At 69.2% G+C, this 25017-nt stretch carries 27 protein-coding genes; 10 read left to right on the top strand and 17 right to left on the bottom strand.

The window, feature by feature from the left end; translation table 11 throughout:
• Positions 1–8: 8 nt before the first annotated feature.
• From F9C12_RS27370 to F9C12_RS27355, 4 genes are read right to left on the bottom strand one after another with little or no spacing between them, the layout of a single operon-like run.
• Positions 9–1571: a benzoate-CoA ligase family protein gene (locus F9C12_RS27370; RefSeq protein ID WP_409184654.1), complete on the bottom strand. Its 1563-nt coding sequence runs from the start codon at positions 1569–1571 to the stop codon at positions 9–11.
• Between the two features lie 10 nt (positions 1572–1581).
• On the bottom strand, positions 1582–3003 hold the full coding sequence (gene boxB / locus F9C12_RS27365; protein ID WP_409462268.1) for a benzoyl-CoA 2,3-epoxidase subunit BoxB: 1422 nt from the start codon (positions 3001–3003) through the stop codon (positions 1582–1584).
• Positions 3004–3007: 4 nt separating this feature from the next.
• The gene (gene boxC / locus F9C12_RS27360) at positions 3008–4645 is read right to left on the bottom strand and encodes a 2,3-epoxybenzoyl-CoA dihydrolase (protein ID WP_409462267.1); all 1638 of its coding nucleotides are present in this window, start codon (positions 4643–4645) and stop codon (positions 3008–3010) included.
• A 32-nt stretch (positions 4646–4677) separates the two neighbouring features.
• Positions 4678–5115: a hypothetical protein gene (locus F9C12_RS27355; protein ID WP_409462266.1), complete on the bottom strand. Its 438-nt coding sequence runs from the start codon at positions 5113–5115 to the stop codon at positions 4678–4680.
• A gap of 91 nt (positions 5116–5206) precedes the next feature.
• On the opposite strand from F9C12_RS27355, the gene F9C12_RS27350 reads away from it, so the two are divergent.
• A complete protein-coding gene (locus F9C12_RS27350; RefSeq protein WP_409462265.1) occupies positions 5207–6064 on the top strand; it encodes an alpha/beta fold hydrolase in 858 nt (285 codons plus the stop codon).
• Here the strand turns inward: F9C12_RS27350 and F9C12_RS27345 are convergent.
• Both F9C12_RS27345 and F9C12_RS27340 read right to left on the bottom strand, forming a co-directional pair.
• Positions 6054–6815, bottom strand: a complete 762-nt coding sequence (locus tag F9C12_RS27345; RefSeq protein WP_409462264.1) for a 2-keto-4-pentenoate hydratase — start codon at positions 6813–6815, stop codon at positions 6054–6056. The two genes, F9C12_RS27350 and F9C12_RS27345, sit on opposite strands and share 11 nt — an antisense overlap.
• Complete coding sequence (locus F9C12_RS27340; RefSeq protein ID WP_409184648.1) at positions 6812–7609, bottom strand: 2-keto-4-pentenoate hydratase; 798 nt, start codon at positions 7607–7609, stop codon at positions 6812–6814. The genes F9C12_RS27345 and F9C12_RS27340 overlap by 4 nt, the downstream gene beginning before the upstream one ends.
• Before the next feature lie 152 nt (positions 7610–7761).
• Here F9C12_RS27340 and F9C12_RS27335 point away from each other — a divergent pair, with 152 nt between their 5' ends.
• The 3 genes from F9C12_RS27335 to F9C12_RS27325 are packed head-to-tail and all read left to right on the top strand — an operon-like array spanning position 7762 to position 9318.
• Entirely contained in the window at positions 7762–8265 is a 504-nt protein-coding gene (locus F9C12_RS27335; protein ID WP_409462263.1) for a VOC family protein, read from the top strand.
• Positions 8266–8307: 42 nt separating this feature from the next.
• On the top strand, positions 8308–8874 hold the full coding sequence (locus F9C12_RS27330) for a hypothetical protein (RefSeq protein ID WP_409462262.1): 567 nt from the start codon (positions 8308–8310) through the stop codon (positions 8872–8874).
• 42 nt (positions 8875–8916) lie between these two features.
• Entirely contained in the window at positions 8917–9318 is a 402-nt protein-coding gene (locus F9C12_RS27325; RefSeq protein WP_409462261.1) for a CoA-binding protein, read from the top strand.
• Here the strand turns inward: F9C12_RS27325 and F9C12_RS27320 are convergent.
• From F9C12_RS27320 to F9C12_RS27300, 5 genes are all read right to left on the bottom strand, one after another.
• Positions 9307–9849: a chloramphenicol phosphotransferase CPT family protein gene (locus F9C12_RS27320; RefSeq protein ID WP_409462260.1), complete on the bottom strand. Its 543-nt coding sequence runs from the start codon at positions 9847–9849 to the stop codon at positions 9307–9309. The genes F9C12_RS27325 and F9C12_RS27320 overlap by 12 nt on opposite strands.
• Complete coding sequence (locus tag F9C12_RS27315; protein ID WP_037354559.1) at positions 9846–10514, bottom strand: response regulator transcription factor; 669 nt, start codon at positions 10512–10514, stop codon at positions 9846–9848. Before F9C12_RS27315 ends, F9C12_RS27320 begins: the two co-directional genes overlap by 4 nt.
• 2 nt (positions 10515–10516) lie before the next feature.
• Entirely contained in the window at positions 10517–11854 is a 1338-nt protein-coding gene (locus F9C12_RS27310) for an ATP-binding protein (protein ID WP_409184643.1), read from the bottom strand.
• An 80-nt stretch (positions 11855–11934) separates the two neighbouring features.
• Positions 11935–12642 carry a type 1 glutamine amidotransferase gene (locus F9C12_RS27305; protein ID WP_409462259.1) on the bottom strand — a complete coding sequence of 236 codons (708 nt, stop codon included), beginning with the start codon at positions 12640–12642 and terminating at the stop codon, positions 11935–11937.
• The gene (locus tag F9C12_RS27300; protein WP_409462258.1) at positions 12635–13861 is read right to left on the bottom strand and encodes a MurT ligase domain-containing protein; all 1227 of its coding nucleotides are present in this window, start codon (positions 13859–13861) and stop codon (positions 12635–12637) included. Before F9C12_RS27300 ends, F9C12_RS27305 begins: the two co-directional genes overlap by 8 nt.
• Before the next feature lie 299 nt (positions 13862–14160).
• Here F9C12_RS27300 and F9C12_RS27295 point away from each other — a divergent pair, with 299 nt between their 5' ends.
• A complete protein-coding gene (locus F9C12_RS27295; RefSeq protein WP_051171482.1) occupies positions 14161–14883 on the top strand; it encodes an IclR family transcriptional regulator in 723 nt (240 codons plus the stop codon).
• Positions 14884–15182: 299 nt separating this feature from the next.
• Here the strand turns inward: F9C12_RS27295 and F9C12_RS27290 are convergent, their stop codons facing one another.
• From F9C12_RS27290 to F9C12_RS27280, 3 genes are read right to left on the bottom strand one after another with little or no spacing between them, the layout of a single operon-like run.
• The gene (locus tag F9C12_RS27290) at positions 15183–16460 is read right to left on the bottom strand and encodes an RNA polymerase sigma factor (protein WP_409184640.1); all 1278 of its coding nucleotides are present in this window, start codon (positions 16458–16460) and stop codon (positions 15183–15185) included.
• 54 nt (positions 16461–16514) lie between these two features.
• Positions 16515–16871, bottom strand: coding sequence for a YciI family protein (locus F9C12_RS27285; RefSeq protein WP_409184639.1), 357 nt, complete (start codon positions 16869–16871; stop codon positions 16515–16517).
• Positions 16871–17296: a YciI family protein gene (locus tag F9C12_RS27280; protein ID WP_409462257.1), complete on the bottom strand. Its 426-nt coding sequence runs from the start codon at positions 17294–17296 to the stop codon at positions 16871–16873. Before F9C12_RS27280 ends, F9C12_RS27285 begins: the two co-directional genes overlap by 1 nt.
• Before the next feature lie 135 nt (positions 17297–17431).
• On the opposite strand from F9C12_RS27280, the gene F9C12_RS27275 reads away from it, so the two are divergent.
• Together F9C12_RS27275 and F9C12_RS27270 are read left to right on the top strand one after the other, a co-directional pair.
• Positions 17432–18430, top strand: coding sequence for a small ribosomal subunit Rsm22 family protein (locus tag F9C12_RS27275; RefSeq protein ID WP_409462256.1), 999 nt, complete (start codon positions 17432–17434; stop codon positions 18428–18430).
• 86 nt (positions 18431–18516) lie between these two features.
• A complete protein-coding gene (locus tag F9C12_RS27270) occupies positions 18517–19275 on the top strand; it encodes a maleylpyruvate isomerase family mycothiol-dependent enzyme (protein ID WP_409462255.1) in 759 nt (252 codons plus the stop codon).
• Positions 19276–19280: 5 nt separating this feature from the next.
• Here F9C12_RS27270 and F9C12_RS27265 read toward each other — a convergent pair whose 3' ends face one another.
• Positions 19281–20552 (bottom strand): cytochrome P450, encoded by a 1272-nt coding sequence (locus F9C12_RS27265; RefSeq protein ID WP_409462254.1) that lies wholly within the window; start codon positions 20550–20552, stop codon positions 19281–19283.
• 47 nt (positions 20553–20599) lie between these two features.
• On the opposite strand from F9C12_RS27265, the gene F9C12_RS27260 reads away from it, so the two are divergent.
• Both F9C12_RS27260 and F9C12_RS27255 read left to right on the top strand, forming a co-directional pair.
• A complete protein-coding gene (locus tag F9C12_RS27260) occupies positions 20600–21328 on the top strand; it encodes an alpha/beta fold hydrolase (protein ID WP_409462253.1) in 729 nt (242 codons plus the stop codon).
• A 21-nt stretch (positions 21329–21349) separates the two neighbouring features.
• Entirely contained in the window at positions 21350–22174 is an 825-nt protein-coding gene (locus F9C12_RS27255; protein ID WP_409184633.1) for an acyl-CoA thioesterase, read from the top strand.
• Between the two features lie 20 nt (positions 22175–22194).
• Here the strand turns inward: F9C12_RS27255 and F9C12_RS27250 are convergent, their stop codons facing one another.
• On the bottom strand, positions 22195–22749 hold the full coding sequence (locus tag F9C12_RS27250; protein WP_409462252.1) for a hypothetical protein: 555 nt from the start codon (positions 22747–22749) through the stop codon (positions 22195–22197).
• Positions 22750–23076: 327 nt separating this feature from the next.
• On the opposite strand from F9C12_RS27250, the gene F9C12_RS27245 reads away from it, so the two are divergent.
• Positions 23077–23289, top strand: coding sequence for a hypothetical protein (locus F9C12_RS27245; protein WP_037354589.1), 213 nt, complete (start codon positions 23077–23079; stop codon positions 23287–23289).
• 898 nt (positions 23290–24187) lie between these two features.
• Here the strand turns inward: F9C12_RS27245 and F9C12_RS27240 are convergent.
• Entirely contained in the window at positions 24188–24733 is a 546-nt protein-coding gene (locus tag F9C12_RS27240; protein ID WP_409467082.1) for a TetR family transcriptional regulator, read from the bottom strand.
• Between the last annotated feature and the right edge of the window lie 284 nt (positions 24734–25017).

The raw sequence follows: 25017 nt of genomic DNA, 5'->3' as shown, positions 1-25017 counted from the left end.
CCAGTCGATCACGATTGCGGTTGCGGCACGAGCAGCGACTCGCGCACCATTTCGCGGATCACGTTCCGCCGGATCTTTCCGGTCGCGGTTTTCGGCAGCTCGGCCATCTCCACCACCCCACGCGGTCGCTTGAACGCCGCCAGGCCTTCGCGGCAGAACTCGATCAGCTCGCCAGCGTCCACAGTGGCCGAAGGCGCGGCGACGACGCACGCCACCGGTTTGTCCAATCCGTCCTCGTCCGGAGCGGCGACCACCGCCACCTCGGCGACCGCCGGATGCTGCAGCAGTCGTTCCTCCACTTCGGACGGAGACACCCAGATCCCGCCCGCCTTCAACATGTCGCCGAACCGGCCGAGACACGTATAGGTCCCGTCCGGGTTGCGCACGTAACTGTCCCCGGTCCGCAGCCACTGGCCCTGGAAAACCTGTTTCGTAGTCTCGTATCGCGCCCAGTACCCAGTCGCGATCGACGGACCGGACACGAACAGTTCGCCAGGCCGTCCCGCTTCCGAGATCACCGCGCCCTGCTCGTCCCGGATCTCCACCGAGTACCCCGGCACCGCCACTCCGGTGCTGCCCGGACGCACCGCGCCCGGCTGGTTGGACAGGAAGATGTGCAACGCCTCGGTCGACCCGATCCCGTCCAGGATCTCCACCCCGAACCGGTCGCGAAACCGCGTGAACAGCGCCGACGGCAACGGTTCCCCCGCCGAAACCGCGTACCGCACCGAGGAAAACGAGTCGTCCGGCACGTCGCTGGCCAGCAGCGCCGCGTAGAAGGTCGGCACGCCGAAGAACAACGTCGGCCGGTCCGCCCGTGCCCGCGCGGCGATGACTCCCGGCGTCGGACGCGCCGGTTCCAGCAGCGTCGTCCCTCCACAAGAGAGCGGAAAGAACGCGGAATTTCCCAGCCCGTAGGCAAAGAACAATTTGGGCACCGACAAGAATCGGTCCGAAGAGGACACACCCAGCACCTGCGAGGCATAAGTCGAGCACACCGCGCGGATGCTCCCGTGCCGGTGCATCGCGCCCTTCGGCTTCCCGGTCGTACCCGAGGTGTACAGCCACAACGCGGGCGAATCCTCCCACGTCGGCGCGGCCACGACATCGTCCGTCGCGGTCAGCGGCCACCGATGCGTCCGGACTCCGGCGGGGAATTCCGCCGGATCCGCCCGGTCGAGCACCACGTCGGTCACCTCGGGCGCACCGGTCAGCGCGCCCGCCGCCTGCGCGGAAAACTCCCCGGACACGCACAGCACCCGGGCCCGCGAATCGGCGAGCACCTGTCCCAGTTCCAGCCCGGTGACCATAGTGGACACCGGCACCGCGACCGCGCCGACGAGCATCGCGCCGAGAATCCCGCTCAGCAGTTCGACGTCGTCGACCATGCAGAACATCACCCGCTCCTCCGGACGCACGCCGAGCGCGCGCAGTCCGGAAGCGACCCGATGGGTCTCGGCGGCGAGTTCTCCGTAGCTGAGCGTGCGCCGCGGCGAGACGACCGCGAGCGCGTCCGGACGGCCGCGGCGCAGCAGGTACTCCGCGGCGTTGAAGTTCGCGGGAACCGTCATCGGTGCCCCCTCAGGTGAGGTACACGTACTCGTAGTCGAAAGGTTTGCCGTTGATGCCCTGCCTCGGCGGCGCGACCCAGCTGGCGATCTTCCCGCGCTCGTACACCGGGTGCATGAGCGACCGGACGAACGTCAGGTCCTCGGCCGTCGGCAGCCACTTGTGCCGCGCTGCCTCCCACGTCGCCTCGTCGACGATGCTGCCGTCCGGAGTGATGTGGTGGCCGGAGTTTATGCCCACCTCGCGGTTGAAACCAGGGTGCGGCAACGCGAACCGGAAGTCGATGCCGGCGTCGGCGAGGATCTTGTTCCACCGGTTGACCCCGGTCTGGCAGTCCGCGGTGTACTCGCCGCGCAGGTCGAGGTTCAGCAGCAGGATGGCCTGCATCTCCTCGGACGTCCAGGTCCCGTCGGCGCGCGGGCGTTCCAGCACGCGGCTGTCCTCGGTGAGTTTGTGGTCGTCCTTGCGCCGCGTCTCCTGCCAGCGGCCCTTGAGCCCGGCGGTGTAGTAGTTCGCCGCGTTCGTCGACGTTTCACTGCCGAACAGGTCGAGCGACACCGTGTAGTGGAAGTTCAGGTACCGCTGTATCACGTCCAGCGGGATCCCGCCGTGCGACGCGATGTCGTACGTGTCGTGCTCGCGGATGAGTTCGGCGCTGCGCTGCACCACCCGGTCGACGCCGGTGGTGCCCACCATCATGTGGTGCGCCTCTTCCTTGAGCATGAACTCGCAGGTGCGCGACAGCGGGTCGAACGAGCTTTCCTTCAACGTGCCGAGCTGGTATTTCCCATCGCGGTCGGTGAAGTACGTGAACATGTAGAACGCGAGCCAGTCGGCCGTTTCCTCGTTGAACGCGCCGAGAATGCGCGGTGCGTCCGGGCTGCCGGAGTTGCGCAGCAGCAGCCCCTCGGCCTCGTCCCGGCCTTCGCGGCCGAAGTACGCGTGCAGCAGGTACACCATCGCCCACAGGTGCCGTCCCTCTTCCACGTTCACCTGGAAGAGATTCCGCAGGTCGTACAGCGAAGGCGCGGTGAGCCCGAGCAGTCGCTGCTGTTCGACCGACGCCGGTTCGGTGTCGCCCTGGATCACGATCAGCCGCTGCAGGTCGGCACGGTATTCGCCGGGCACCTGCTGCCACACCGGTTCGCCCGCGTGCTCGCCGAACGCGATCCGCCGGTCCGGTTCCCGCTCGGCGAGGAAAATCCCCCACCGGTAGTCCGGCACGTTGACGTGGTCGAAATGCGCCCAGCCGTCGCGGCCGACGCTCACCGCGGTGCGCAGGTAGACGCCCTCGGTCTCCAGCGTGGGACCCATCTCGCCCCACCAGTTCATGAATTTCGGCTGCCAGCCCTCCAGCGCGCGCTGCAGCCTGCGGTCGTCGGCGAGCTGGACGTTGTTCGGGATTTTCGCGTCGTAGTCGATCTTTTCGGGCATCGGTTCAGACCCGCTTCCTGTCGAAGACCGCCTTCTGCCCGGTGCCGTACCGACGCAGCGCGCCGTCGGGACCGGAGGCGTTCGGTCGGGTGAAGATCCAGTTCTGCCAGGCGGTCAGCCGCCCGAAGATCTTGGTTTCGATCGTTTCCGGGCCGACGAACCGGTGGTTCGCCTCCATCCCGGTGAGCGCGTCCGGCGACAGCGACGCCCGGCCTTCCAGCGCGATCCGGATCTCGTCCTCCCAGTCGAGGTCGTCCGGGGCGTCGGTGACCAGGCCGAGTTCGACGGCTTCGGCGGCGCTCAACCGGCGGTCGCGTTCGCGGGCCAGCCACGCCAGGTGGTCGTCGTCGCCGTAGAAGCGCGACTGGAGCCGGGACAGCCCGTTGCCCATCGGGAACACGCCGAAATTGGCTTCGGACAAGGTGATCGACGCGCGTTCCGGCGAATCCTCGTCGTCGATCGGCGGCCCGTCGAGCAGGTATTGCCGGTCCGCCGCGAAGGCCAGTTCGAGCAGGCTGCCCGCGAAGCAGCTGCCCGGTTCGATCAGCGCGATCAGGGTGCGGCTGGTGACGTCCAGCCGCTTCAGCGTGCGCTTGTAGTAGTGCAGGATTTCGTTGCTCAGCCAGTCTTTCCCGCTGAGCACGACCTCCTCGTGCGCGAGCACCTGCTCCGGATCGCCCTCGGTGCGCAACACCCAGGTGCCGAGTTCCGGTTCGTTCGTGCGCAGCCGCAGGATCGCGTCGTCCAGTTCGCGGGTCAGTCGCAGCAACCAGCCGTCGAGCTGAGGTTCGCCCTCCGGACCGAGCACGGTGAGCGTGACCAGGGAATTCGGCCGGTCGTACTCGACGCGAACGTGCCGGTACTCGATTCCGTCCTCGGTCACCGACGGCTCCAGCGGAGCCAGCTCGATCCCCTGCTCAGCGGGCAACCGGTCGGATTCCGCGGCCAGCTCGTACGCCCGTGACAGCACCTTCTCGCGGAATCCGACGCGCGGCACCAGCTCGTCCACCAGCCGCCAGTCGACCGCGGTCCGGCCCTTGACGCCGTCCGGCCGCGTCGCGAAGACGTCCGCGAGATCCCGCCGGACGCGCCGTTTGTCGACCACCCGAGTGAGCCCGCCGGTACCGGGCAGCACGCCGAGCAACGGCACCTCGGGCAACGCGACAGTGGACGAGTTGTCGTCGACCAGCAGAATCTTTTCGCAGGCCAGCGCGATTTCGTAGCCCCCGCCGGCGCAGCTGCCGTTCACCGCCGCGAGGTAGATCTGGCCGGAGGAGGCGGTGGCGTCCTCGATGCCGTTGCGGGTCTCGTTGGTGAACTTGCAGAAGTTCACCTTCCACTCGTGCGACGACGCGGCGAGCATCCGGATGTTGGCCCCGGCGCAGAACACCTTGTCCTTGGCACTCGTCACGATCACCGCGCGCACCTGCGGATACTCGAACCGCAGCCGCTGCGTGGCGTCGTAGAACTCGATGTCGACGCCGAGGTCGTAGGAGTTGAGCTTCAGCTCGTAGCCGGGCGCGAGGCCGCCGTGTTCGTCGACGTCCATCTCCAGCCAGGCGACCTCGCCGTCGACGGTCAGCCGCCAGTGCCGGTAAGTGTCCGGATGCCGCTCGAACGTGACAGGTGTGGTGGTGGTCACGTCCTCGATTGTCTACATCGTTTCAACTTACGTCAATGTTGTGTAGACATTTGCCTCGCGACGCTCACCCGGTTGAGCCGCATCGCCGCCCAGCACACGAATACCCACAGCGCGAGCGACGCGAACGTGTCGGTGAAGATCGTCGAGAACCAGAACGCCGGGACCCGCGGCACGCCGACGAGGAAATGCGCCGCGCTCGCCAGCCCGGACAGCGAGTAGACCAGCAGAAACGCCAGCGAACGCCAGTACTGGCCGCGGACGTAGGCGCGATAGCCGAGCGCGCCGAACCCGGTGAAAACGACCCAGCTCACCGCCACCACGATCTGGGTGGCCAGCACGCTGATGCCGGGGACCTGCGGGTAGTCCGCCGCGCGCACGACGTTGTGGGTGTAGTGCAGAACCGTGCTGACCAGGGTGAACACCAGGATCGCCCGCAGCGGGCCGAGCCCCTTCTCGCGCAGAACGTCCATGCCGCTCGCCCCCTTGCGATTTGATAGATCGCTCTAGCGGGAGCGTACCCGGACGGCGGCGACCGGCCAAGCCGTGCGCGAAACTGGAGCCATGACCGAGCAGACCATCGAGGCCGACGGCATCACCCTGTGCCACGAATCGTTCGGCGATCCGTCCGCACCGCCGCTGCTGCTGGTGATGGGCCTGGCCGCGCCGATGATCTGGTGGGACGACGAGTTCTGCACCCAGCTCGCCGAGGCCGGTTTCCACGTACACCGGTTCGACAACCGCGACGTCGGGCGCTCGCAGTGGTGGACCGGCCGGGCCAGCCTGCCGCTCGCGTACTTCCTGCGGTCCGCGCCGTATTCGCTCGGCGACCTGGCCGACGACGCGGGCAAACTGCTCGACGCGCTCGGCATCGAAAGCGCGCACGTCGTCGGCACCTCGATGGGCGGGATGATCGCGCAGGAATTCGCGATCCGGCAGCCGCGGCGCGTGCGGACGCTGACCTCGATCATGTCGACCACCGGCGCGCGGCACGTCGGCCTGCCCAGCCCGCGGGCCGCGCTCGCGATGCTGGCCCCGGGGCCGCGCACGCGCGAGGACTACGTGACGCAGCTGGTGCGCACGTCGAGGCTGATCGGCTCGCGCGAGTACCAGTTCGACGAGGACCATTTCCGCCAGCGCGCGGAACGCACGTACGACCGCGGCCTCAACCCGGCGGGCGTGTTCCGCCAGCTCGCCGCGATCCTGTCCTCGCGCGACCGGACCGCCGACCTGCGCCGGCTTTCCGTGCCGTCCCTGGTGATTCACGGGACGGCCGACCCGCTCGTGCACGTGTCCGGCGGCCGCGCGACGGCCCGCGCGCTGGGCGCCGACCTCGACCTCATCCCCGGCATGGGACACGACCTGCCGCGCGAAGTGTGGCCGCGCGTGATCGCCGGGATCACACGGCTCGCTACCCGCTGATCGTCACCGAGCCCAGGTTCGAGAAGTGCGCCGCGACGCGGGAGCCGGGGCGCAGTTCGACGGCGTCGGTCATCCCGCCGGTCAGCACGAGCCAGCCCGGTTCCAGCGCCAATCCGCGTGCGGCCAGGGAATTCGCCGCCAGCGCCAACGCCTCGGCCGGATGCCCCTGCACGGCCGCACCGGTCGCGGTGTCGACGATCTGACCGTCCACTTCGAGCAGTGCGGCCTCGAGCGACAAGTCCAAAGAGGACGGTGGGCGGCCGACCGAGCCGAGCCCGAACAATGCCGACGAACCGTTGTCCGCGACGACGTCCGGCAACGTGAACCGGTAGTCGCGGTAGCGGCTGTCGATGATCTCGATTCCGCCGTACACCTGGGAAACCGCGGCGAGAGCGGTAGCCGCGGTGACGCCCGGACCAGCGAGCCGCTCGCCTAGCACGAACACCAGCTCCGGCTCCGCACGCGGGTGGATGAGCCGCGGCGTCGGTGCGCCGGCGGGCAGCACCATCGCGTCGGTCAGCCACGCGAGCAGAGGTTCTTCGACGCCCATCCGCTGCTGCTTCGCGCGCGACGTGAGCCCGAGCTTCACCCCGATCAGCGTCTCGCCGCGTTCCTGACGCAGCCGCAGGGCTTCGTCCTGGATCGCGTACGCGGTGGCGAGATCGAGGTCCGGCCAGGTGTCGGTGAGCTGCGCGCTTTCTTCGGTCCGGTTGAGCAATTCCTGCGCTGCGGCAGTGATATCGGCGGTCACTTGTCCTCCTCCGGCGCGAACACCGCGGTCACACTGCCCAGGCCGGCCATGGTCGCCACGACGGTGTCGCCGGGGCGGACGGTCTGCGCGGCGGTCATCGAACCGGGCAGGACGACGTGGCCGGGCTCCAGCGTCACACCCAGCGGGCCGACCGTGTTGGCCAGCCACACCAGGGCGTTGATCGGCGAACCCAGCACCGCGCCGCCCGCGCCGGTGGCCGCGAGCTGTCCGTTGACGTGCAGCGTGCACCCGGCGAGCCGCAGGTCGACGTCGCGCAGGCGGGTCGGGCTGCTGCCCAGGATGACGCCGCCGGACGACGCGTTGTCCGCGACGGTGTCGAAGATCGAGATTTTCCAGTCGCGGACCCGGGAATCGACGATCTCCAGCGACGGCAGCACGAAGTCGACCGCGCGGACGGCGTCGGCGACGGTCACGCCCGGACCGCGCAGCGGCGCGCCGAGCACGAACGCGATCTCCGGTTCGATGCGCGGCTGCAGGAACCGCGTCGTCGGGATCGGCTGGTGTTCGAGCAGGAACATCGAGCCGGTCAGGTGCCCGAAGTCGGGCTGGTCCACGCCCATCTGGCGCTGCATCGCCGCGGAGGCGAGGCCGACCTTGTGGCCGCGCACCACGTCGCCGGCGGCCACCCACGCGCGGACTTGCTCCTGCTGCACGCGGTAGGCGTCTTCGATGGTCGCGTCGGGGAAGGTCTTCACGAGCGGATCGATCGGCTCGTGGCGCTCGTACGCGCTCGTCAGCAGCGCGACGGCGTCCTGCAGCTCAGCGGGTTCCACGGGCCGAACTCTGCCTGACCGCGCCGCGTGCGCCAACCTGTCCGTTCCATTCAGCGGTACGAGCCATTTCTCTCGCTCGCTAATCTCTTGCGCGCGAGAGTTTGTCGGCGTACCGTATCTCATGTTGGCTCCCAGAGAGGACGTGACCCGAGATGGCACCCACCGAGACCGAAGTCGCCCAGCTCGCGCAGACCCGCGACCGGTTGCGGGAGAAGCACCTGCGCCCCGCGGCGGAACGTCCGGCGACGGTCGGCCGCGGCATCCACCACACCGCGCTGCTGTCCAGCGACGTCGAGCGGACGATCACGTTTTACCAGGACATTCTCGGCTTCCCGCTCACCGAGCTGATCGAAAACCGCGACTACCCGGGGTCGAGCCACTTCTTCTTCGACGTCGGCAACGGCAACGCGGTCGCGTTCTTCGACCTGCCCGGCCTCGGCCTCGGCCCGTACGCGGAGGTGCTCGGCGGCCTGCACCACCTGGCTCTGTCGCTCACCCCGGAAGCCTGGGCGGACGCGCGTGCCCGGCTCGACGCCGCCGGCGTGCGGTACCAGGAAGAAAGCGGCACGTCGATCTACTTCGCCGACCCGGACGGCGCCCGGATCGAGCTGATCGCGGACGACCTCGGCGAGATGTACGGCTCGAAGATCGGCTGAACCCCTGGACTCGGCGCGCCCCCGGGATCAGAGTGGGTGCTCATGGGCGACTGGGCGGCTTCGCGGCGGAAAGCACGGCTCGACCGGCGGGAAGCGATCGACGAACTGATCGCGCGGGTCCGCTACGAGGTGCGGTTGCACCTGGCGGAACCGACCGCGATCAGCCGGTACGACGATCTCGCCGAGGTTTTCGCCCTCGGGCACGGCGAGTGTGCCGCACTGCTGGCTCATCGCCGGTTGCTGCCGTGGTGGGAGCGACGGTTGCTCACGCGATTCGCGCGTCGGCTGCATGGCCGCGCGATTGCGGACAGTGTCGCTGATGTGCCGGCGGGTGCGCCGGTCGCTGGTGCTTTTCGCGAGGAAATCGCCCGCCTTCTTCCGGACGCGGGCGACACTGGAGCCCGTTATGACCTGCAGGGACGCGGGTTGCTGACCGTCTTTCGGCTAGCGCTCGGCGCCCGCGGCGAAGCCTGGCCGGACCGGCCCGAAGTCGCGTCCACGGTCGCGCGCAATGTTCTGGTGTGCAGCTCCGCGTTCCTGCGGCGGTCGCCGTGGCACGTGCTGTGGCCGGTGTACCGCGTGCGTGGCCTGCGGTTGTGGCGGCTGTGACTTCGCGGAATCCTTGACTGGGTTGGGCTGTTGAATCTGGGTATGAAGCCTGAAGAGATCCTCGCCAGCGCGCGCACGATCGCTGTCGTCGGCTTGAGCCGCGACCCCGGCAAGGCCGCACACGGCGTACCGGCTTCGCTGCAGGCGCACGGTTTCCGGATCATCCCGGTGCACCCGTCGGCGACTGAACTGCTCGGGGAGAAGGTGTACCGGTCGCTGGAGGAGATTCCGGAGCCGGTGGACCTGGTCGACGTCTTCCGTCCAGCCGGGGAAGCGCCCGACATCGCGCGCTCTGCGGTGACGATCGGGGCGAAGGCGTTGTGGCTGCAGCAGGGGATCGTGTCGGCGGAGGCGCGGCGGATCGCTTCCGAGGGCGGGTTGGAGTATGTCGAGGACCGGTGCACTGCCGTGGTGCGGGCGGTCGCGGGGATTTCACTGGCTTAATCGGCGGAAGGCTTGGGAGCGCCCGGGTTTTGCGAGGAAATCCGCGATGAGTTGTGCGCATTCCCGGGGACTGTGCACTGACGTGTCGCATTCGAGGTCATAATCGCCATGGGCGTGCACAATTGGATATTGGCGTTCCGCTAGCCCGGCGGGACGATCGCCTCGCTCCTGCTCGCGCCGTCGCAACTCTGGCAGCGGGCAGTGCACGCCCACGAACGTAACTTCCTGCTCCGCAAGCACTTCCAGGCAGTCGGCGAGCCAATGCGGCCGGAGCACGTGGTCGGCGATCACGCCGTTGCCCGCCGCCGCGAGCCCGGCCAGCATTCGGTGGTAGCCGCGCACAGTCCGGTCGAAAACCTCGTCGAACTCACGCGTGCCAAATTCAGGCGTCTGGGTCCGCGAGCGCATGCTGTTGACCGCGTCCCGCGATAGGGAGAAATACGGACCCGGCAGCAACTCCAGCAGTTCCGCCGCGATACTCGACTTGCCGGAGCTGGACGTGCCATTGAGCAAAACGATATGTCCGCTCATCCGACGAGCCGATATCCCACCCCGCGCACCGTCTCGATCGTCCGCGTTCCAAACGGCGCGTCGATCTTCCGGCGCAAATACCCGACATAAACCTCGACCACGTTCTCGTCCCCCTCGTAATGCGCGTCCCACACGTGGCCGAGAATCTCGTTCTTCGTCAACGCCGCCCCCTGGCGCCGCAGCAGAAACTCGAGCAACCCGAATTCGCGGGCAGTCAGCTCGATCCGCGTCTCGCCCCGGTGGACAGTGCGTGCGGCCGGGTCAAGCCGCAGGTCGCCAGCGGTCAGCACGGCCGGACGAGCCGGTGCGCCACGGCGAAGCAACGCCCGCAGCCGAGCCAGCAAAACGACAAACGAGAACGGTTTCGACAAGTAGTCATCGGCACCGAGATCGAATGCGTCCGCCTCGTCGTATTCGCCGTCCTTCGCCGTGAGCATCAGCACCGGCGTCCAATTCTCCGCTGCCCGCAAGCGTTTCAGCACTTCATAGCCGGAAAGCTCAGGCAGCATGATGTCGAGCACCACGGCGTCGTAATCGTGCTCCATCGCCGACCAGAGCCCGTCCCGGCCGGTGTGCGCCACGTTCACCGTGAATCCCTCGGCGACCAGGCCGCGGCGAAGGGTTTCGGCGAACTCCAGCTCGTCCTCCACGATCAGCAACCGCATGCTCAGTCCTCCTCGATCCGGGGCAGTTCGATGCTCGGCAGTTCGATCACGAAATGCGCGCCCGGATAGCTCGGGTCGGCCACGTCGACGTACCGCGCGCGGCCGCCGTGCCGGGCCGCGATGCCGGCCACGATCGACAGGCCCAGTCCGGTGCCGCCGCGCCGCCGTGACGCGTCCAGCCGCACAAACCGCTCGAACACCCGCTCCCGGTCGTCCTCAGCGACGCCCGGGCCGTCGTCGCTCACCTCCACCACGACCATCTCATCTCGCACCGAACTCGCAATCCGGATCCGCTCGCGCGCGTGCCCGCACGCGTTGTCGACGAGGTTGCGTACGGCTCGACGCAGCTGCGCCTCACTGCCACGCACCTTCGCCGGTCCCGCGCGCACTTCGATCTCGACAGCCGCTTCGCCGCGTACGCGTTCGGCTTCGGCGCGAACGATGTCGTCCAGATCGACTTCAGTGCTCGCGGGCCGGTCGGTGGCGTCGTCGGTGCGCGCGAGCATCAGGAGGTCATCGACCAGCTCTCGCAGACGCGCGGTCTCGCGAGTAATCACCGGCACCAATTCGTCGGTTGTTTCCGGATGCTGGTTCGAGACGTCGAGCGCAGTGCTGATGGTCGACAGCGGTGAGCGAAGCTCGTGACTCGCGTCGGCAACGAAGCGGCGTTGCGCGGCCTGTGCGGACCCGAGCCGTTCGAGCATTTCGTTGAGCGTGACAGCGAGCCGGTGCACCTCGTCGCCGCCAGGCGGCAGCGGTACGCGCAACGCGAGGTCTCGCGTCGAGATTTCGGCGACAGTGCGCCGCATTCGCTCGACTGGACGCAGCGCGGAGCCGACAGAGCGGTACACCGCGAAGCCAGCGATACCGAGCAGCGGCAGCGAAATCAGCCCTAACAGCAGCGTAAGCCGCGCAGAAGCCTCAGTGACCGGTTCAAGCGACCGTGCGGAGATGACGGTGAACGGTCCGCCTGGCCCGTTGACGCCTTCCGAGACCAAGCGGTACTCGCTGCCGTCGCCGTCTAAGCCGAGCGGCAGCGTCTCGACGGTCTCCTGGCCCGGAGCCGGGCGCGCGGTGGTGATAGCCGGACGGCCGACGATCGCCGGGTCGCTGGCGATAGGCGTGCTTCGCGGCCCGAGGACCTGCGTCACGGCTTCAGTGTCACCGGTACTCGCGACGTCGCTCGGTGACAGGTCTCGCGCGCCCGCGCGCACGAGTTGAACGGCAACCTGCCGCGCGGTGCTGCGCGCGCTCTCGGTGACGCTTCGGTCGAGTGACTGCTGCAGCAACAACACCACGACGACGCACGCGGTCGCGATGGCCAGCGCGAGCGCGAGCACAGCAACCCCGGTTGTCCGCATCCGGACGCCTGCGGCAGCGAGAATTCTCACGCACGCAGCGTAACGAGCAGCGAGGGACGTCATCGGGCGCGGCGCGCGGCCAGCCGTTCCGAGCGCAGCGTCTCGACCTCAGGCAGGTCCAGCGGCTTCAGCGCATGGCCGAGCACCCACGACAACAGCAGGTCGGCCAGGTCGGGGTTGCGGGCCAGCGCCGGGCCGTGCAGGTAGGTGCCGACAACGTGTTCGGTGACCGCGCCCTCGGTGCCGTCGCCGTTGCCAGTGCCCCGCACGACGCGGCCCAGCGGTGCGCTGCCCGGCCCGAGCACGCTCGCGCCCTGGTGGTTTTCGAAGCCGGTCAACGGGGCCTGGAGCAGGTTCGGTTCGACGATCAACTCGGCTACCGCGCGCTGCGGGGCCGGCTCGGTGACGAGGTCGAGCAGCCCCAGCCCGGCGTGTTCGATGCCGTCGACGCCGCGGAAACGCGTGCCGAGGATCTGCAGGCCGGCGCACACGCCGAACACCGGACGTCCGGCCGCCACCGCGCTTCGCAGGCCTTTCGCGTTGCGCAGGAAGTCCGCGGCCAGCACCTGCGCCATGTCCTCGCCGCCGCCGAGCAGGTAGAGGTCCAAAGTGGACGGTACCTCGGAGTCCAGCGAAACGGGCACCACCTCGGCGTCGTACCCACGCCACTGCAAGCGTTTGCAGAGCACCTGCGCGTTGCCGGAATCGCCGTACGTCCCCAGCACCTCCGGCAGCAAAAGGCCGATGCCGACGGTCGAATCAGACATCGGGCAACCGGTCCACCAGGTCGCGGAAGGCGGTGTAGTTCGCGACGAGTTCGACCCCGCCCGGCGGCAGCGTGTCGATCGCGCTGACCGGGTCCGGGGCCGACCAGTGCGGCACCTCGGCGTAGCAAAGCCGCACCGCGAGATCCGCGGACCGCTCGCCGGCGACGACGACCTGACGTCCGCGCAACCGCTCGAAGTGCACGTCCCAGAGCCACGACAGGTCACGGCCGTCCGCCTCGTGCGCGTTGACCGCGACGACGACCGGGGTGTCCTCGTCGAGCACGCGCAACGTTTCGGCCCAGCCAGCCGGATTCTTCGCAAGCATGAGCCGCACGGAATGCCGTGTGCGGCGAATCGTGCGGTAGCGCCCGCCGATGTCGGTGATCGTGCGCAGCCGGGCCGCGGCGGTGTGCGGCGGCACGCCCACGCAGTGCGCGGCGGCGAGTGCGAGCGCGGCGTTCGCCCGGTTGGCCTCGCCCGGCAGCCGCAGGTCGAGGTCGACTTGCCGGCCGCCGGGCGTGTGGACCAGGTCGCCGTCGAGGGTCCAAGTCGGCTCCGGGCGAGCGAAGGCGCACACCGCGCACCGCCATTCGCGATCGGTGTGCGTGATCGCTCCGCCGCAGCGCGGGCAGGAGACGGAATCACCCGACCAGCGCCGTCCGGTGCCGACCCACACCGGGCGCGCCGCCGCCGCGGCCGCCGACGCGACCAGTACGTCGTCGCAGTTCGCGACCACGACGGTGCGCGGCAGCTCGGCGAACGCGGCGCGGAGGTCGCGCTCCATCATCCGGACCTCGCCGACGCGATCGAGCTGGTCGCGGCTGAGATTCAGCAGCACGAGAGCCGCGGGCTGCACCTGCTCGGCCACCCACGGAACGTAGGTTTCGTCCACTTCCAGTACCGCGTACGGCGCGTCCGGGCGGGCCGCGAGCGCGGCCACCAAACCGTCGGGCATGTTCGCGCCGTCGCCGTTGTGCGCGACCTCGGCGAGAGCTTCGAGCGCGCGGGTGAGCATCAGCGACGTGGTGGTCTTGCCGTTCGTGCCGGTGACCATCACGACCGTGCGCTCGCGGCCGAGCTGGCGCAACGCCTTGGGGTCGAGCCGCAGCGTGACGCGGCCGCCGATCACCCCGCCGCGGCCCAGCCGGGCGGTACGGGAAAACCACGCGGTCAGCCGCCCGGCGGCGACCGACGCCCGGGTGCGCAGACGTGTGGACATCACCCAAACCGTGCGGCACAAGCGCTGTGATTTTCCTGAGAGGGTGATTCGAGTCTCCGTTACCCTTTGTAAGCAGTCTTACCGATCGGAGGTTGAACCATTCGGCGCAACCTTGACCTTGCAGAATGACCGAGATCGGTCAAGATCTTCCGTCCATACATCGGAGGTGTTAGCGTCCAACCCCGCTTGATGGCACCACGCACCGGTGACCGGGAACGCAGAGCGACAGGCGGAGGGCGAACGTGGACGCAGCAGCACGCGGGCTGGACCAAAGCGGCACCCTGGAGCGCGGGCTGGCGGTGCTCGAACACGTCGGGCAGCACCAGGAAATCTCCACGAACGCGCTCGCCCGGCAACTGGGTCTGTCGCGCAGCGCCGCCTACCGGATCGTCGGCACCCTGAAGCGGCTGGAGTACCTCGAGGCGGACACCGTCACCGGACGCGTGCGGCTCGGCACCCGGCTGGTCGAACTGGGCGCCCGCGCGATGGCGGCGACCGACCTGCACCGCTGCGCCCCGCGGTATCTCACCGCGCTGGCCGAACGCTCCGGCGAGACGACGTACCTCGCGGTGCCGGACAACGACGCGATGGTCTACGTCGCGACCGAACGCAGCGCCAGCGCGGTCACCCTCTCCTGCCGTCTCGGCACTCGGCGGCCACAGCACGCGACGTCGCTGGGGAAGGCCTGGCTGGCCGCGTTGCCGGAGGCCGATCGGGTGGAGCGGGTGCGCCGGATGAAGCTGGACAGCCTCACGCTCAAGACCATCAACGATCCGGTCCGGCTGCTCGACGAACTGGCGCGCACCCGGCGTCGCGGATGGGCCGTGGACGACCTGGAGAACGAGCCGGACGTCGGCTGTGTCGCGGCGGCTGTGCGGGACCACTCGGGGCGTCCGATCGCGGCGATCAGCGTTGCGGGACCAGCGCCGCGGGTGATGCGCCGGGCAGACGAACTGGGCGCGACGGTGGCGGGGACGGCGGCCGCGTTGTCGATGCGGCTGGGGTACGTCCGAAACCGCTGATGTCTTTCGCTGGTTCGGGTTGAGCGGCCTACTTTCGCCGGGCTCCGGTCAATCCGCGGAGGTCGGCCGCGGCGCGGCGATCAGCGTTGCCGGACCATCGCCTCCAAAGCCGCTGAGCCTTTCACCGGATCGGGTCGAGCAGCCGGTTTTTCGGCCTTCTACCAGGGCAAACAGGTTATCCACAAGTGTGTCGACTTGTGGACAACCCTGGGGATGGCGGCCTGTGGGCGCGGGAATTGTCGGACCGCTGGTGGACCGTTACGGGCATGTCGATCACTCCCGCACCGCACGGTGCCCAGCTACTTCGTTCCCGCTTCCAGCTTGCTGCACGACTCGGCCCGCTCCAGCAGCAGCGCACGCTCTCGTTCGTTGCCGGTCATCTTCGCCGCGCGCTCGAATTCGGCACGCGCCTCGTCCCGGCGGCCCAGTTTGTACAGAAAATCGCCGCGCACGCTCGGCAGCAGGTGGTAGTTCTTCAGCGCGGGCTCAGTCAGCAATTTGTCCACCAGCACGAGCCCGGCTTCCGGCCCCTCGGCCATCGAGACCGCGACGGCCCGGTTCAGCTCGATCACCGGAGACGGCGTGAGCTGCGCCAGACCCGTGTACAGCGCGGCGATCCGGGCCCAATCGGTGTCTTCCGGCGTCACCGCCACCGCGTGGCAGGCGGCGATCGCGGCCTGCGCGGAATACGGCCCGTACGTGCCGTCCGCGAGCCGTTCGGACCGGGCGAGCGCGGTGAGGCCGCGCTGGATCAGCAGGCGGTCCCAGCGGCTGCGGTCCTGGTCCAGCAGCAGCACCGGTTCGCCGTTCGGGCCGGTGCGCGCCGCCGAGCGCGACGCCTGGATTTCCATCAGCGCCACCAGGCCGTGCACCTCCGGTTCGCCGGGCATCAGTCCGGCCAGCACCCGGCCGAGCCGCAGCGCGTCCTCGCACAGCGCGGGCCGCATCCAGTCGTCGCCGCGCGTGGCGGAGTAGCCCTCGTTGAAGATCAGGTAGATCACTTCGAGCACGGCGGGCACCCGCGCCACCCGCTCGTCGCCGACCGGCGTTTCGAACGGCACCTTGGCCTCGGCGAGCGTCTTCTTCGCCCGCACGATGCGTTGCGCGACAGTGGATTCCTTCACCAGGAACGCGCGGGCGATCTCGTCGGTGCTGAGCCCACCGAGCATGCGCAGCGTGAGCGCCACCCGCGCCTGGGTGGACAGCACCGGATGGCACGCGGTGAACACCAACCGCAGCAGGTCGTCCTCGATCTGCTCGTCGTCGAGCACCGCGTCGAAATCGGGCAGCACGCCCTCGCCGAGCTGTTCGGCCTCCCGGCCGATCTCGTCCAGCTTGCGGCCGAGGGTTTCGTTGCGCCGGAACAGGTCGATGGCCCGGCGCTTCGCGATCGTCATCAGCCAGGCGCCCGGGTTGCGCGGCACCCCGGTCTCCGGCCACTGCTCGAGCGCGGCGACCAGCGCGTCCTGCGCCAGCTCCTCGGCCAGGCCCACGTCGCGGGTCATCCGCGCGAGACCGGCGATCACCCGCGCCGACTCGATCCGCCAAACGGCCTCTACCGCACTTCGCGTGTCCACCGGCCCATCAGACCGGCCCGGCCCGCCCGAGGCAACCCTCGGGCGGGCGCGGCGTCACAGCTCGCCGGCCATCGGACGGATCTCGACGGTGCCCGCCTGCCGGTCCGGATTGGGGGCGCGCTTCATCAGCTCGACGATTTCGGCGAGCGACTCCCCCTCCAGGATCCACACGCCGGCGACGAGTTCCTTGGTCTCGGCGAACGGGCCGTCGACCACGCTCGGCTCCGCCTCCCCGTCGAACCAGAGCAGCCGGGCGCCTTCCGAGCTGGGCGTCAGCCCGGCGGCCTGCACGAGGTGCCCGGACGCGGCGAGTTCCTCGTTGAACCGGCCCATCTGCTCGAGCAATTCGGCACTCGGCGCGGCTCCCGCTTCGGATTCCTCGCTGGCTTTCACCAGCACCATGAACCGCATCAGTTCTGCGCGGCCTGCTCGCGCAGCTTCTCTTCGGCCTCCCGCAGTTCCGGGGTGAGGTTGTCGCCGAAGTCGTCGGCCTCGAAGATCCGCCGGATCTCGATCTCGTGGTGCGCGCCGTCGGTGTTGGGCACGCGCTTGATCCACTCCACGGCTTCCTCGAGCGAGCGGACCTGGAGGATCCAGAACCCGGCGATCAGCTCCTTGGTCTCGGCGAACGGACCGTCGACCACGCTCGGCTCGCTGTCCCCGGAGAACTTCACGCGAGCGCCTTCGGAGCTGGGTGCCAGGCCCTCGCCCGCGAGCATGACGCCGGCCCGCACGAGTTCCTCGTTGAACTTGCCCATCTCGGCGAGCATCTCGGTGCTGGGCAGCTGGCCCGCTTCGCTCTCTTCGCTGGCCTTCATGATCACCATGAATCGCATCTTCGGTTCCCCTTCGGTCTCGGCTTGCTTCCACCACTGCGTCGAACGGGCCGCGGCCGGATCGACAAGGTCCGCGAACTTTTTTTCTGGACGCGAAACTAGCAGGTCAGGCGAGCCTCGGAGGACGAAACGGGCATGGGAGAATCAGTGCCCGTGGCAGTACTCCCCGAATCTCTCCGCGCCGCGCTCGACGACGAGCTGGCCCGGTTCCCCGAATCCCGGCTCGCACAGGCCGTGGACCGGCTCAGCAAGCGCTATCGGCAAGGCGGCTCGGCGACGTCGCCGATCCTCTCGTCGGAGCTGGATGTCGCCGCATACGCCGGGTACCGGATGCCAGCGACGTACGCGGCGGTCAGCGCCGTGCTGGACGAGGTGGCTGCCGCCGCGCCCGGGTTCGCCCCGAAGACGCACGTCGACGTCGGCGGCGGGACCGGAGCGGCAGTGTGGGCCGCGGCCGACGTCTGGCCGTCGCTGGAGAAGTGCACTGTCCTGGAGCAGGTGGCGGCCGCGCTGGCGCTGGGGCGCAAGCTGGCGGCGAACGCCGACGAACCAGCCGTCCGCGCCACGGTCTGGCAGCGCGGGCTGGTCGATTCCGCCTCGGCCGCGCCGGAGGCCGACCTGGTCACCCTGTCGTACGTCCTCGGCGAGCTTCCCGAACGCGGTCGCGCCGACGTCGTCCAGTGGCTCGCTGCCAAAGCCAGCACCGTCGTGCTCATCGAACCCGGAACGCCGGCGGGATTCGAGCGGATTCGCGAGGCCCGCGAAGTCCTGCGCGAAATGGGCCGCAGCGTGGTGGCGCCGTGCCCGCACGACGACGCCTGCCCGATCAAGCCGGGAGAGGACTGGTGCCACTTCTCCGCCCGGCTGCCCCGAAGCGGGGTGCACCGGCGGATCAAGTCCGGCACTCTGGGATTCGAGGACGAGAAGTTCTCGTACGTGGCGGCCACGTCGGCACCGGTCGACCGTCCGCCGGCCCGGATCATCCGGCATCCGCGCAAGCACAAGGGGTTCGTGCAACTCGACCTCTGCACGGTCGACGGGCTCGCGCCCGGGACCGTCGTGTCGAAGCGGCACGGCGTGCGGTACCGCGCCGCCCGCGACGCGGAATGGGGAGACGCCTGGAGCGTGGAGTAGCCGGGTTTCCCCGGCTGGGGTGTCTGGATGGCGGGCCCGGCTCCGACTTCCTGGTGTCAGCGGCTCTGAACCGGAGAGGACACCCCATGGACTTCCACGAGCGTTGCGCCGAGATCGTCCGGCAGACGGAACTGCTCGCCGCGGCCGTCGAGGGCGCGGACCGGACGGTGCGGGTCACCGCGTGCCCGGAATGGACTCTCGGACAGCTGCTCGAGCACGTCAGCACCGGGCACCGGTGGGCGGAGGAAACCGTCCGCACGCGGGCCGATCACTGGCTGCCGGACGACGCGCTCCGGAATCCGGTGGACACCCCGAGGCCGGCGTCGTGGCTCGTGGACGGCGCGAAGGCGTTGGTGTCGACGCTGCGCGAAGCGGGTCCAGACGCCGAGGTCTTCACGCCAGTCCCGAACGGACCGCCGCGAGCAGCGTTCTACGCGCGCCGGTTCATGAACGAGACACTGATCCACCGCGCGGACGCGACGCTGGCCGCGGGCGGAGACTTCACGGTCGCACCGGAGGTCGCGCACGACGCGATGGAGGAATGGCTGGAACTCGGGTCGCTGCCGCAGTTGCTGGAATACGTCCCCGAACGCCGCGGACTGCTCGGCCCGGACCGCACGATCCACCTCGCGCCGACCGACCACGCCGCTTCTTGGACGGTCGATCTCACCGGCGATCAGCTGGCCTGGCATCCCGGCCCGCCGGCGAACGCGGCGGTCACCGCGGCCGCGCCGCTGGGCGATCTGCTGCTGATGGTCTACGGCAGGCTGTCGTCGGAGATCGCGCACCGCACCGGCGACACGGAGTACCTGGACCGCTGGCTCTCGCTCGTCGGCTTCGGCTGAGCCGGTCAGTCCCAGCGGATCGGGAGGCTCTTGATCCCGTTCTGGAAATTCGACCGCAGCCGGCGGGGCTCGCCCGCGAGCCGGACCTCGCCGAGCTGGTCGAACACCGCCGCGAACAACGCCCGCATCTGCATCCGCGCGAGGTGCGCACCGAGGCAGAAATGCGGTCCGTGGCCGAACGTCAGGTGCTCGGTCGGCGCACGCGTCACGTCGAACACGTCCGGGTCGGGAAACACCGTCTCGTCGCGATTGGCCGAGGAGAACCACACCACGACCTTGTCGCCGGCCTTGATGTCCACATCGGACAACCGAGTGTCCTGTGTCGCGGTGCGGCGGAAGTGCATCACCGGCGTGTGCCAGCGCAGCATCTCTTCCACCGCGCCGGGAAGCAGGCTTCGGTCGTCGAGCAGTGTGCGGTACTGCTCGGGATGCGCCAGCAACGCGGCCATTCCGCCGGGCAGACCGTTGCGCAGAGTTTCATTGCCCGCTACGGAAAACAGCCAGAAAAGGTTCTCGAACTCCGCGATCGACACGCGGCCGCCGTCGTCGTCCACGTACCGCATCAGGTTGCTCATCACGTCGTCGCCAGGGTGCGCGCGTTTGTGCTCGCCAAGCGCGTGCGCGTAGGCATAGAGGTCCGGCATTCCGGCGCGGCTGCGCGGATCCGGCATCTGGCCGTCCGGACCGAGTTCCGGGCGCACGGCCAGCGCGGCACGGGCGAGGTCGGTGACGTCGTCGGCATTGACGGTGGCGCTCACCGCGTATTCGGCGTCCTGGAAGCCGATCACGCGGTTGCTCCAGTCGAACATCAGGCGGCGGTCCCGCTCCGGCACGCCGAACACCTCGGCGAGCGTGAGCAAGGGCAGATCGGCGGCGATGTCCTTGGCGAAATCGCATTCGCCGCGATCGGCCACTGCCGCGACGAGATCCCGTGCCCAGCCTTCGATCCGTTCGGCGATCCGGCCGACCGCGCGCGGCGTGAACGCCTTCGTGAGCAGCCCGCGCAGCCTGCCGTGCTCGGGCGGGTCCATGTTGAGCATCATCCGGCGCACGTAGCGCAGGTCCTCGGGGGTGGCCGGGTCGCGGATCTGCGTGCCGCCGAGCTGCGACGAAAACACCGCCGGGGTGCGGAGCACGTGCCGGACGTCGGAGTGGCGCAGCACCGCCCAGAAGTCGCCGATCCGCGTCACCGGCGTTTCCCGGCGCAGGCGGGCAAGCAGGTCGTAAGGCACGCCCGTGACGTAGGTGTCCGGGTCGGCGATGACAGCACTCGACACGTTCCGACCCTAGCCCCGAGACCGCCGCCTGCGGAAAGATCCGTCCGGTGGAAAAGCTGAAGCTGCGCGTCACCGGACAAGGCGAGCCGCCGGTCCTGCTCCTGCACGGGCTCGGTGCCACCGGCGCGGTCTGGGACGGCCTCGCCGGCCTGCTCGACCGGCGGCTGCTCGCACCCGACCTGCCTGGTCACGGCGGCTCGTCCCGGCTGCCCGAGTACACGTTCGAGGCGCTCGCGGCCGCGGTCGCCGAGGCACTGGACGAGCGCGGCCCGGTCGTCGTACTCGGCCATTCGCTCGGCGGTGTCCTCGCGCTGGAGCTGGCGAGCGGCCGCTACGGGCTCGACGTCAGCAGCGTGGTGGCGGTGGGCATCAAAGTGGAATGGAGCGAAGACGACCTGGCCCGCGCCGCCGCGATGGCCGCCCGTCCGCCACGACTGTTCGACACCCGAGAGGAGGCCGAAACCGCCTACCTGAAGATCGCCGGGCTGACCGGCCTGGCTCCGGCGGACCCGGACGGCGTCACCGAAACCTCCGATGGCTGGCGGCTGACTCTGGACCCGCCCGCCTTCGGTGTCGGCCGCCCGGACCTGGCGGGCCTGCTGTCGGCGGCGCGCTGCCCGGTGGTGCTCGCCGCCGGCGAGAACGATCCGATGTGCCGTCCGGAGCAGCTGCGTGCCCTTGTTCACGACGCAGTGGTCCTGCCCGGGCTCGGGCACAACGCGCACGTCGAGGATCCGGCCGCGGTCGCGGCGCTGCTCACCCCGCGAGGCGACTGAGCACGCGCTTAGACTGGCCTGGTGACGACGATCGATCCGACCCGGACCGGGCTAGACCAGCTGCTGAAGCTCGAACCGCTCGAGCTGAACCTGTTCCGCGGCTGGTGTCACCAGGGTTCGCCGCAGCGGGCGTTCGGCGGTCAGGTCGCGGCGCAGGCGCTCACCGCGGCCGGCGCGACCGTGCCCACGGCGCGGCACGTGCACTCGCTGCACGGCTATTTCATCCGCGGCGGCCGCACCGACATGCCGATCATCTACGAGGTCGAGCGCACCCGCGACGGCGGTTCGTTCACCACGCGCCGGGTCGTCGCGATCCAGAACGGCGAGAGCATTTTCAGCCTGTCCGCGTCGTTCCAGACGGAGGCGGAAAGCAGCGCGCACCAGGCCCGGATGCCGGACGTCCCCGCCCCGGACGAGGCGGGCGTCGTCGAACAGGACCGCTCGCCGATCGTGCTGTCCGCCATCGAAGTCCGGTTCGTCAGCAACCCGGAAACCGGCCTGCCCGACACCGGCCGCGGCCCGCGCCAGCAGATCTGGGTCCGGGCGAAGGACGCGCTGCCGGACGCTCCGCTGGCGCACGTCTGCGCGCTCACCTACATTTCCGACATCCGCCTGGCGGGAACCGCCCTGCTGCCCCACCGCGACGACCCGGGCGTACCGCAGCTGACGTCGCTGGACCACGCGGTGTGGTTCCACCGCCCGTTCCGCGCGGACGAATGGCTGCTGTTCGACATGGAAAGCCCGAGCTTCGCGAACACCCGAGGCCTCACCCACGGCGAATTCTTCACCACCGACGGACGGCTCGTTGCCTCGGTGACCCAGGAAGTACTACTGCGCAGGCGCTGACCCAGTCCGATGTAGACAGTTCAGCCAAGCCGAACCCGAACCGGCCCGACCGCCTCCGCGGCGGCCTCGGCGACCGGCTCGCGCAAGATCTTCGACAACTGCCAGGCCTCAAGCCCGGCAAGCACGGTGTTGGCGACCACGAGAACCAAGTACAACCCAGCCTGCACCGAAAGCCGGAACGGATGCTGGTCGGAAGACCCGGCCAGCAACGAAATATGGCACGCGACGACGACCGCCATCGAAGCCGCGGACAACCCGCCGAGCACGATCAGCAACACTCGCAGCACCCGGGTGCGCCGCCAGTTCAGGTAACCGGTCTGGACCAGGTCCGGGGTGCTGACCATGACCAGCCCGCAGCCGTAACCGGAAAACCCGCCGACCACCCCGCCGCCGGCGACCAGCGCGGTCGTCAGGTGGTACGAAACCGGAACCCGGTAGGCGGCGAGGATCGCGGCCACGCAGACCAGCAGCCCCAACGGCAGGTGCGGCCAGCCGTACCAGGGAAGCCGCCGCTCCATCCGGAGAATCGTCGGCAGATCGATGTCGCGGTACGCCTCGGGGTCGCGCAAAGCCATTCGCACCGTTCCTCTCGTCCCGGAAACCCCCGGTGTGTGCGCGGTGACCGGCGAAGCCTAGGGCAGGCCGCCCGGCCGTGCAAAATCCACCAGGACCCGCCCCGGCGAGGCACCAGGTCACCTGACCCCTACTTTCGCATCCCCTCTCCCCAGCGCCCGCTGCCGGCGAAGACCGCGTGACCCACACCACCACCGAGGTCAGGCACGTCCTTCCGACCAGCAGGAACTATTCCCGAACCCGCATTCATTTCTTGCGCCTGCCCTGGAGTTGTCCCGGGATGTCCGGTAGAGGGATTTTCTGTCGGTGGGGCCAGTTAGGCTGCAGGCATGAACACCGACGAACCCACCGTCGCCGCCGAAGATCTCGCCCAAGGCCAGTGGTTCTGGCACGAACCCGCGCCCGGCCTGCGTTCCTGGCCGCTGCAGGTGGCCACGGCCGAGATCCTGGAAGACGCCGTCCGCATCATCACCACCGACGAGGTCCGGGAACTGGTCTCGTACGCCCGCGACCGCCGGGTCCGCCTGGCCGTCGCCTCCTGAAAGACCACCACAACCGCACTACCACTGGGGAAATCTGGGGGGACTGGGCCGACCGCGCAGGCGAGCGGCCCGTCCAATATGGACACCACACCCGGGGCGACAGCCTCCGGTCTGATCTTGCGCTGAATTTCCTTAGCTTCCACCGCTCGTCATCGCCGCTCGCCCCGCTACGGTCGCCGCGAGGCGCTTCACTCACGCCGTAATGTCCCCGCTGGGTACGTTCGCCGTGCCCGGCTCGCGCACCACTTCGCCGCGGGCACGGCGTCGGCGTTGCCCCGCTCCCTGCGGTGCACTGCCCGCTGGGATTGTCTGTACGTCTCGGCACCACGATCACCGGACCGCGCACGGTCGTAACCGCGCCACAGCACAGCCCGCCACCGTCACAGCCGCGCGACGCTGCCTCACGCAGCTGCGCGGCCCGAACGTTTCCTGATGCCGCTCTCAACCGGACAGCTCTCGGGGACGGAATCTGGACAACACGCAACGCTGCGCGAACGGTGCCTGGCACATCACCGCAGCCACACGGCGCAGGACGTTTTCTCATGCCTCACACAGCCGCACCGCGCATCACGAGACGGTGCCTGATGCGTCACGCAGCCCCGCAGCCAATCACCAGCCGTCCTCGACCACGCAGCGCAGCCCCTTCCCAGCACCGCAGCCACACAGCACGGGGCTTTCCCATGACTCACGCGATCGAGCAGGGCCATCACGCGCATTGTCTGCCACACCTCGAAGTCCACGCAGCGATCACCGCCGATTGCGCGTAGTTCCGTTGCCTTGCAAGCAGTCCTCACCCCGGGCGGTTCGCGGTTATGCATGAATGAGACCGCCACCAGGCTGGTCATGAGCCGAAAGCCGCGTCGTCAACCGCCTGTTCAACGGCAAGGCGCGGATCGGGTCAGCGGGAAAGGACTCCTTGCAGCAGGACGTCCAGGAGGTGCCGAGCGCGGGAATCCCACTCGTCCTCGTCCAGGCGGGTCAGGTAGCCCGACAGGATGAACAAGTCTCGGGCGTCGATGTCGGAACGGAAGGCACCCTGGGCCTTTCCGGCGTCGAGCAGGAGGGTGATGGCGTCGCCGAGCGGACCGTGGCTTTCTTCGGACAGGCCTTTCCACACCGCGGTTTCCAGTGCCGCGAAGACGCCGCGCTTGACTCGGGCGTATTCGGCGATCCGGTCGAACCAGCGGGACAGCGCCTCGACCGGTCCCCAAGCAGACAGCAGTTCCGGGGCCAGTGCGACCAGGTCCTCGACCTCCTGCCGGTACACCTCGGCGAGCAGGTCCTCGCGCGTGGGGAAGTGCCGGTACAGCGTTCCCTGCCCGACACCCGCCGACTTGGCCACCGCGTTCAGCCGCAGCTCTCCCGAGGAGGCGATCGCCTCGCGGGCGATCTCGACGATTCGCTCCCGGTTCTCCCGGGCGTCCGCCCGTTGAGCCGCGCTCATCGGCGAGGCCCGGTACCAGTGGAAACGCACATGCCGCAACGTTATCGCGTACCGCGCGAGTGCCGCATAATCCGCGGCCGGTCAAGGCGGCAACGCCCCATCGGCATCCCGAGCAGGCCGAGGTGCGCTCGGCGAGCAAGAAGGCACTCAGAAGAGGGCGGCATCCGGAGCGCGCAACCGACCGGCGACCACATCGATATCCCGACCAGACAGGACACGCCCGGCCAGCAAGAAGAAGCTCCGAATCGGCGGTTCACCCCAGCAACCCGACCACACCAGGCGCG

The sequence above is a fragment of the Amycolatopsis sp. GA6-003 genome, assembly GCF_046267895.1.
GTDB lineage: Bacteria > Actinomycetota > Actinomycetes > Mycobacteriales > Pseudonocardiaceae > Amycolatopsis.
The sequence above is the reverse complement of the archived record's forward strand: the minus strand, read 5'-3'. Positions and strand labels throughout refer to the sequence as shown.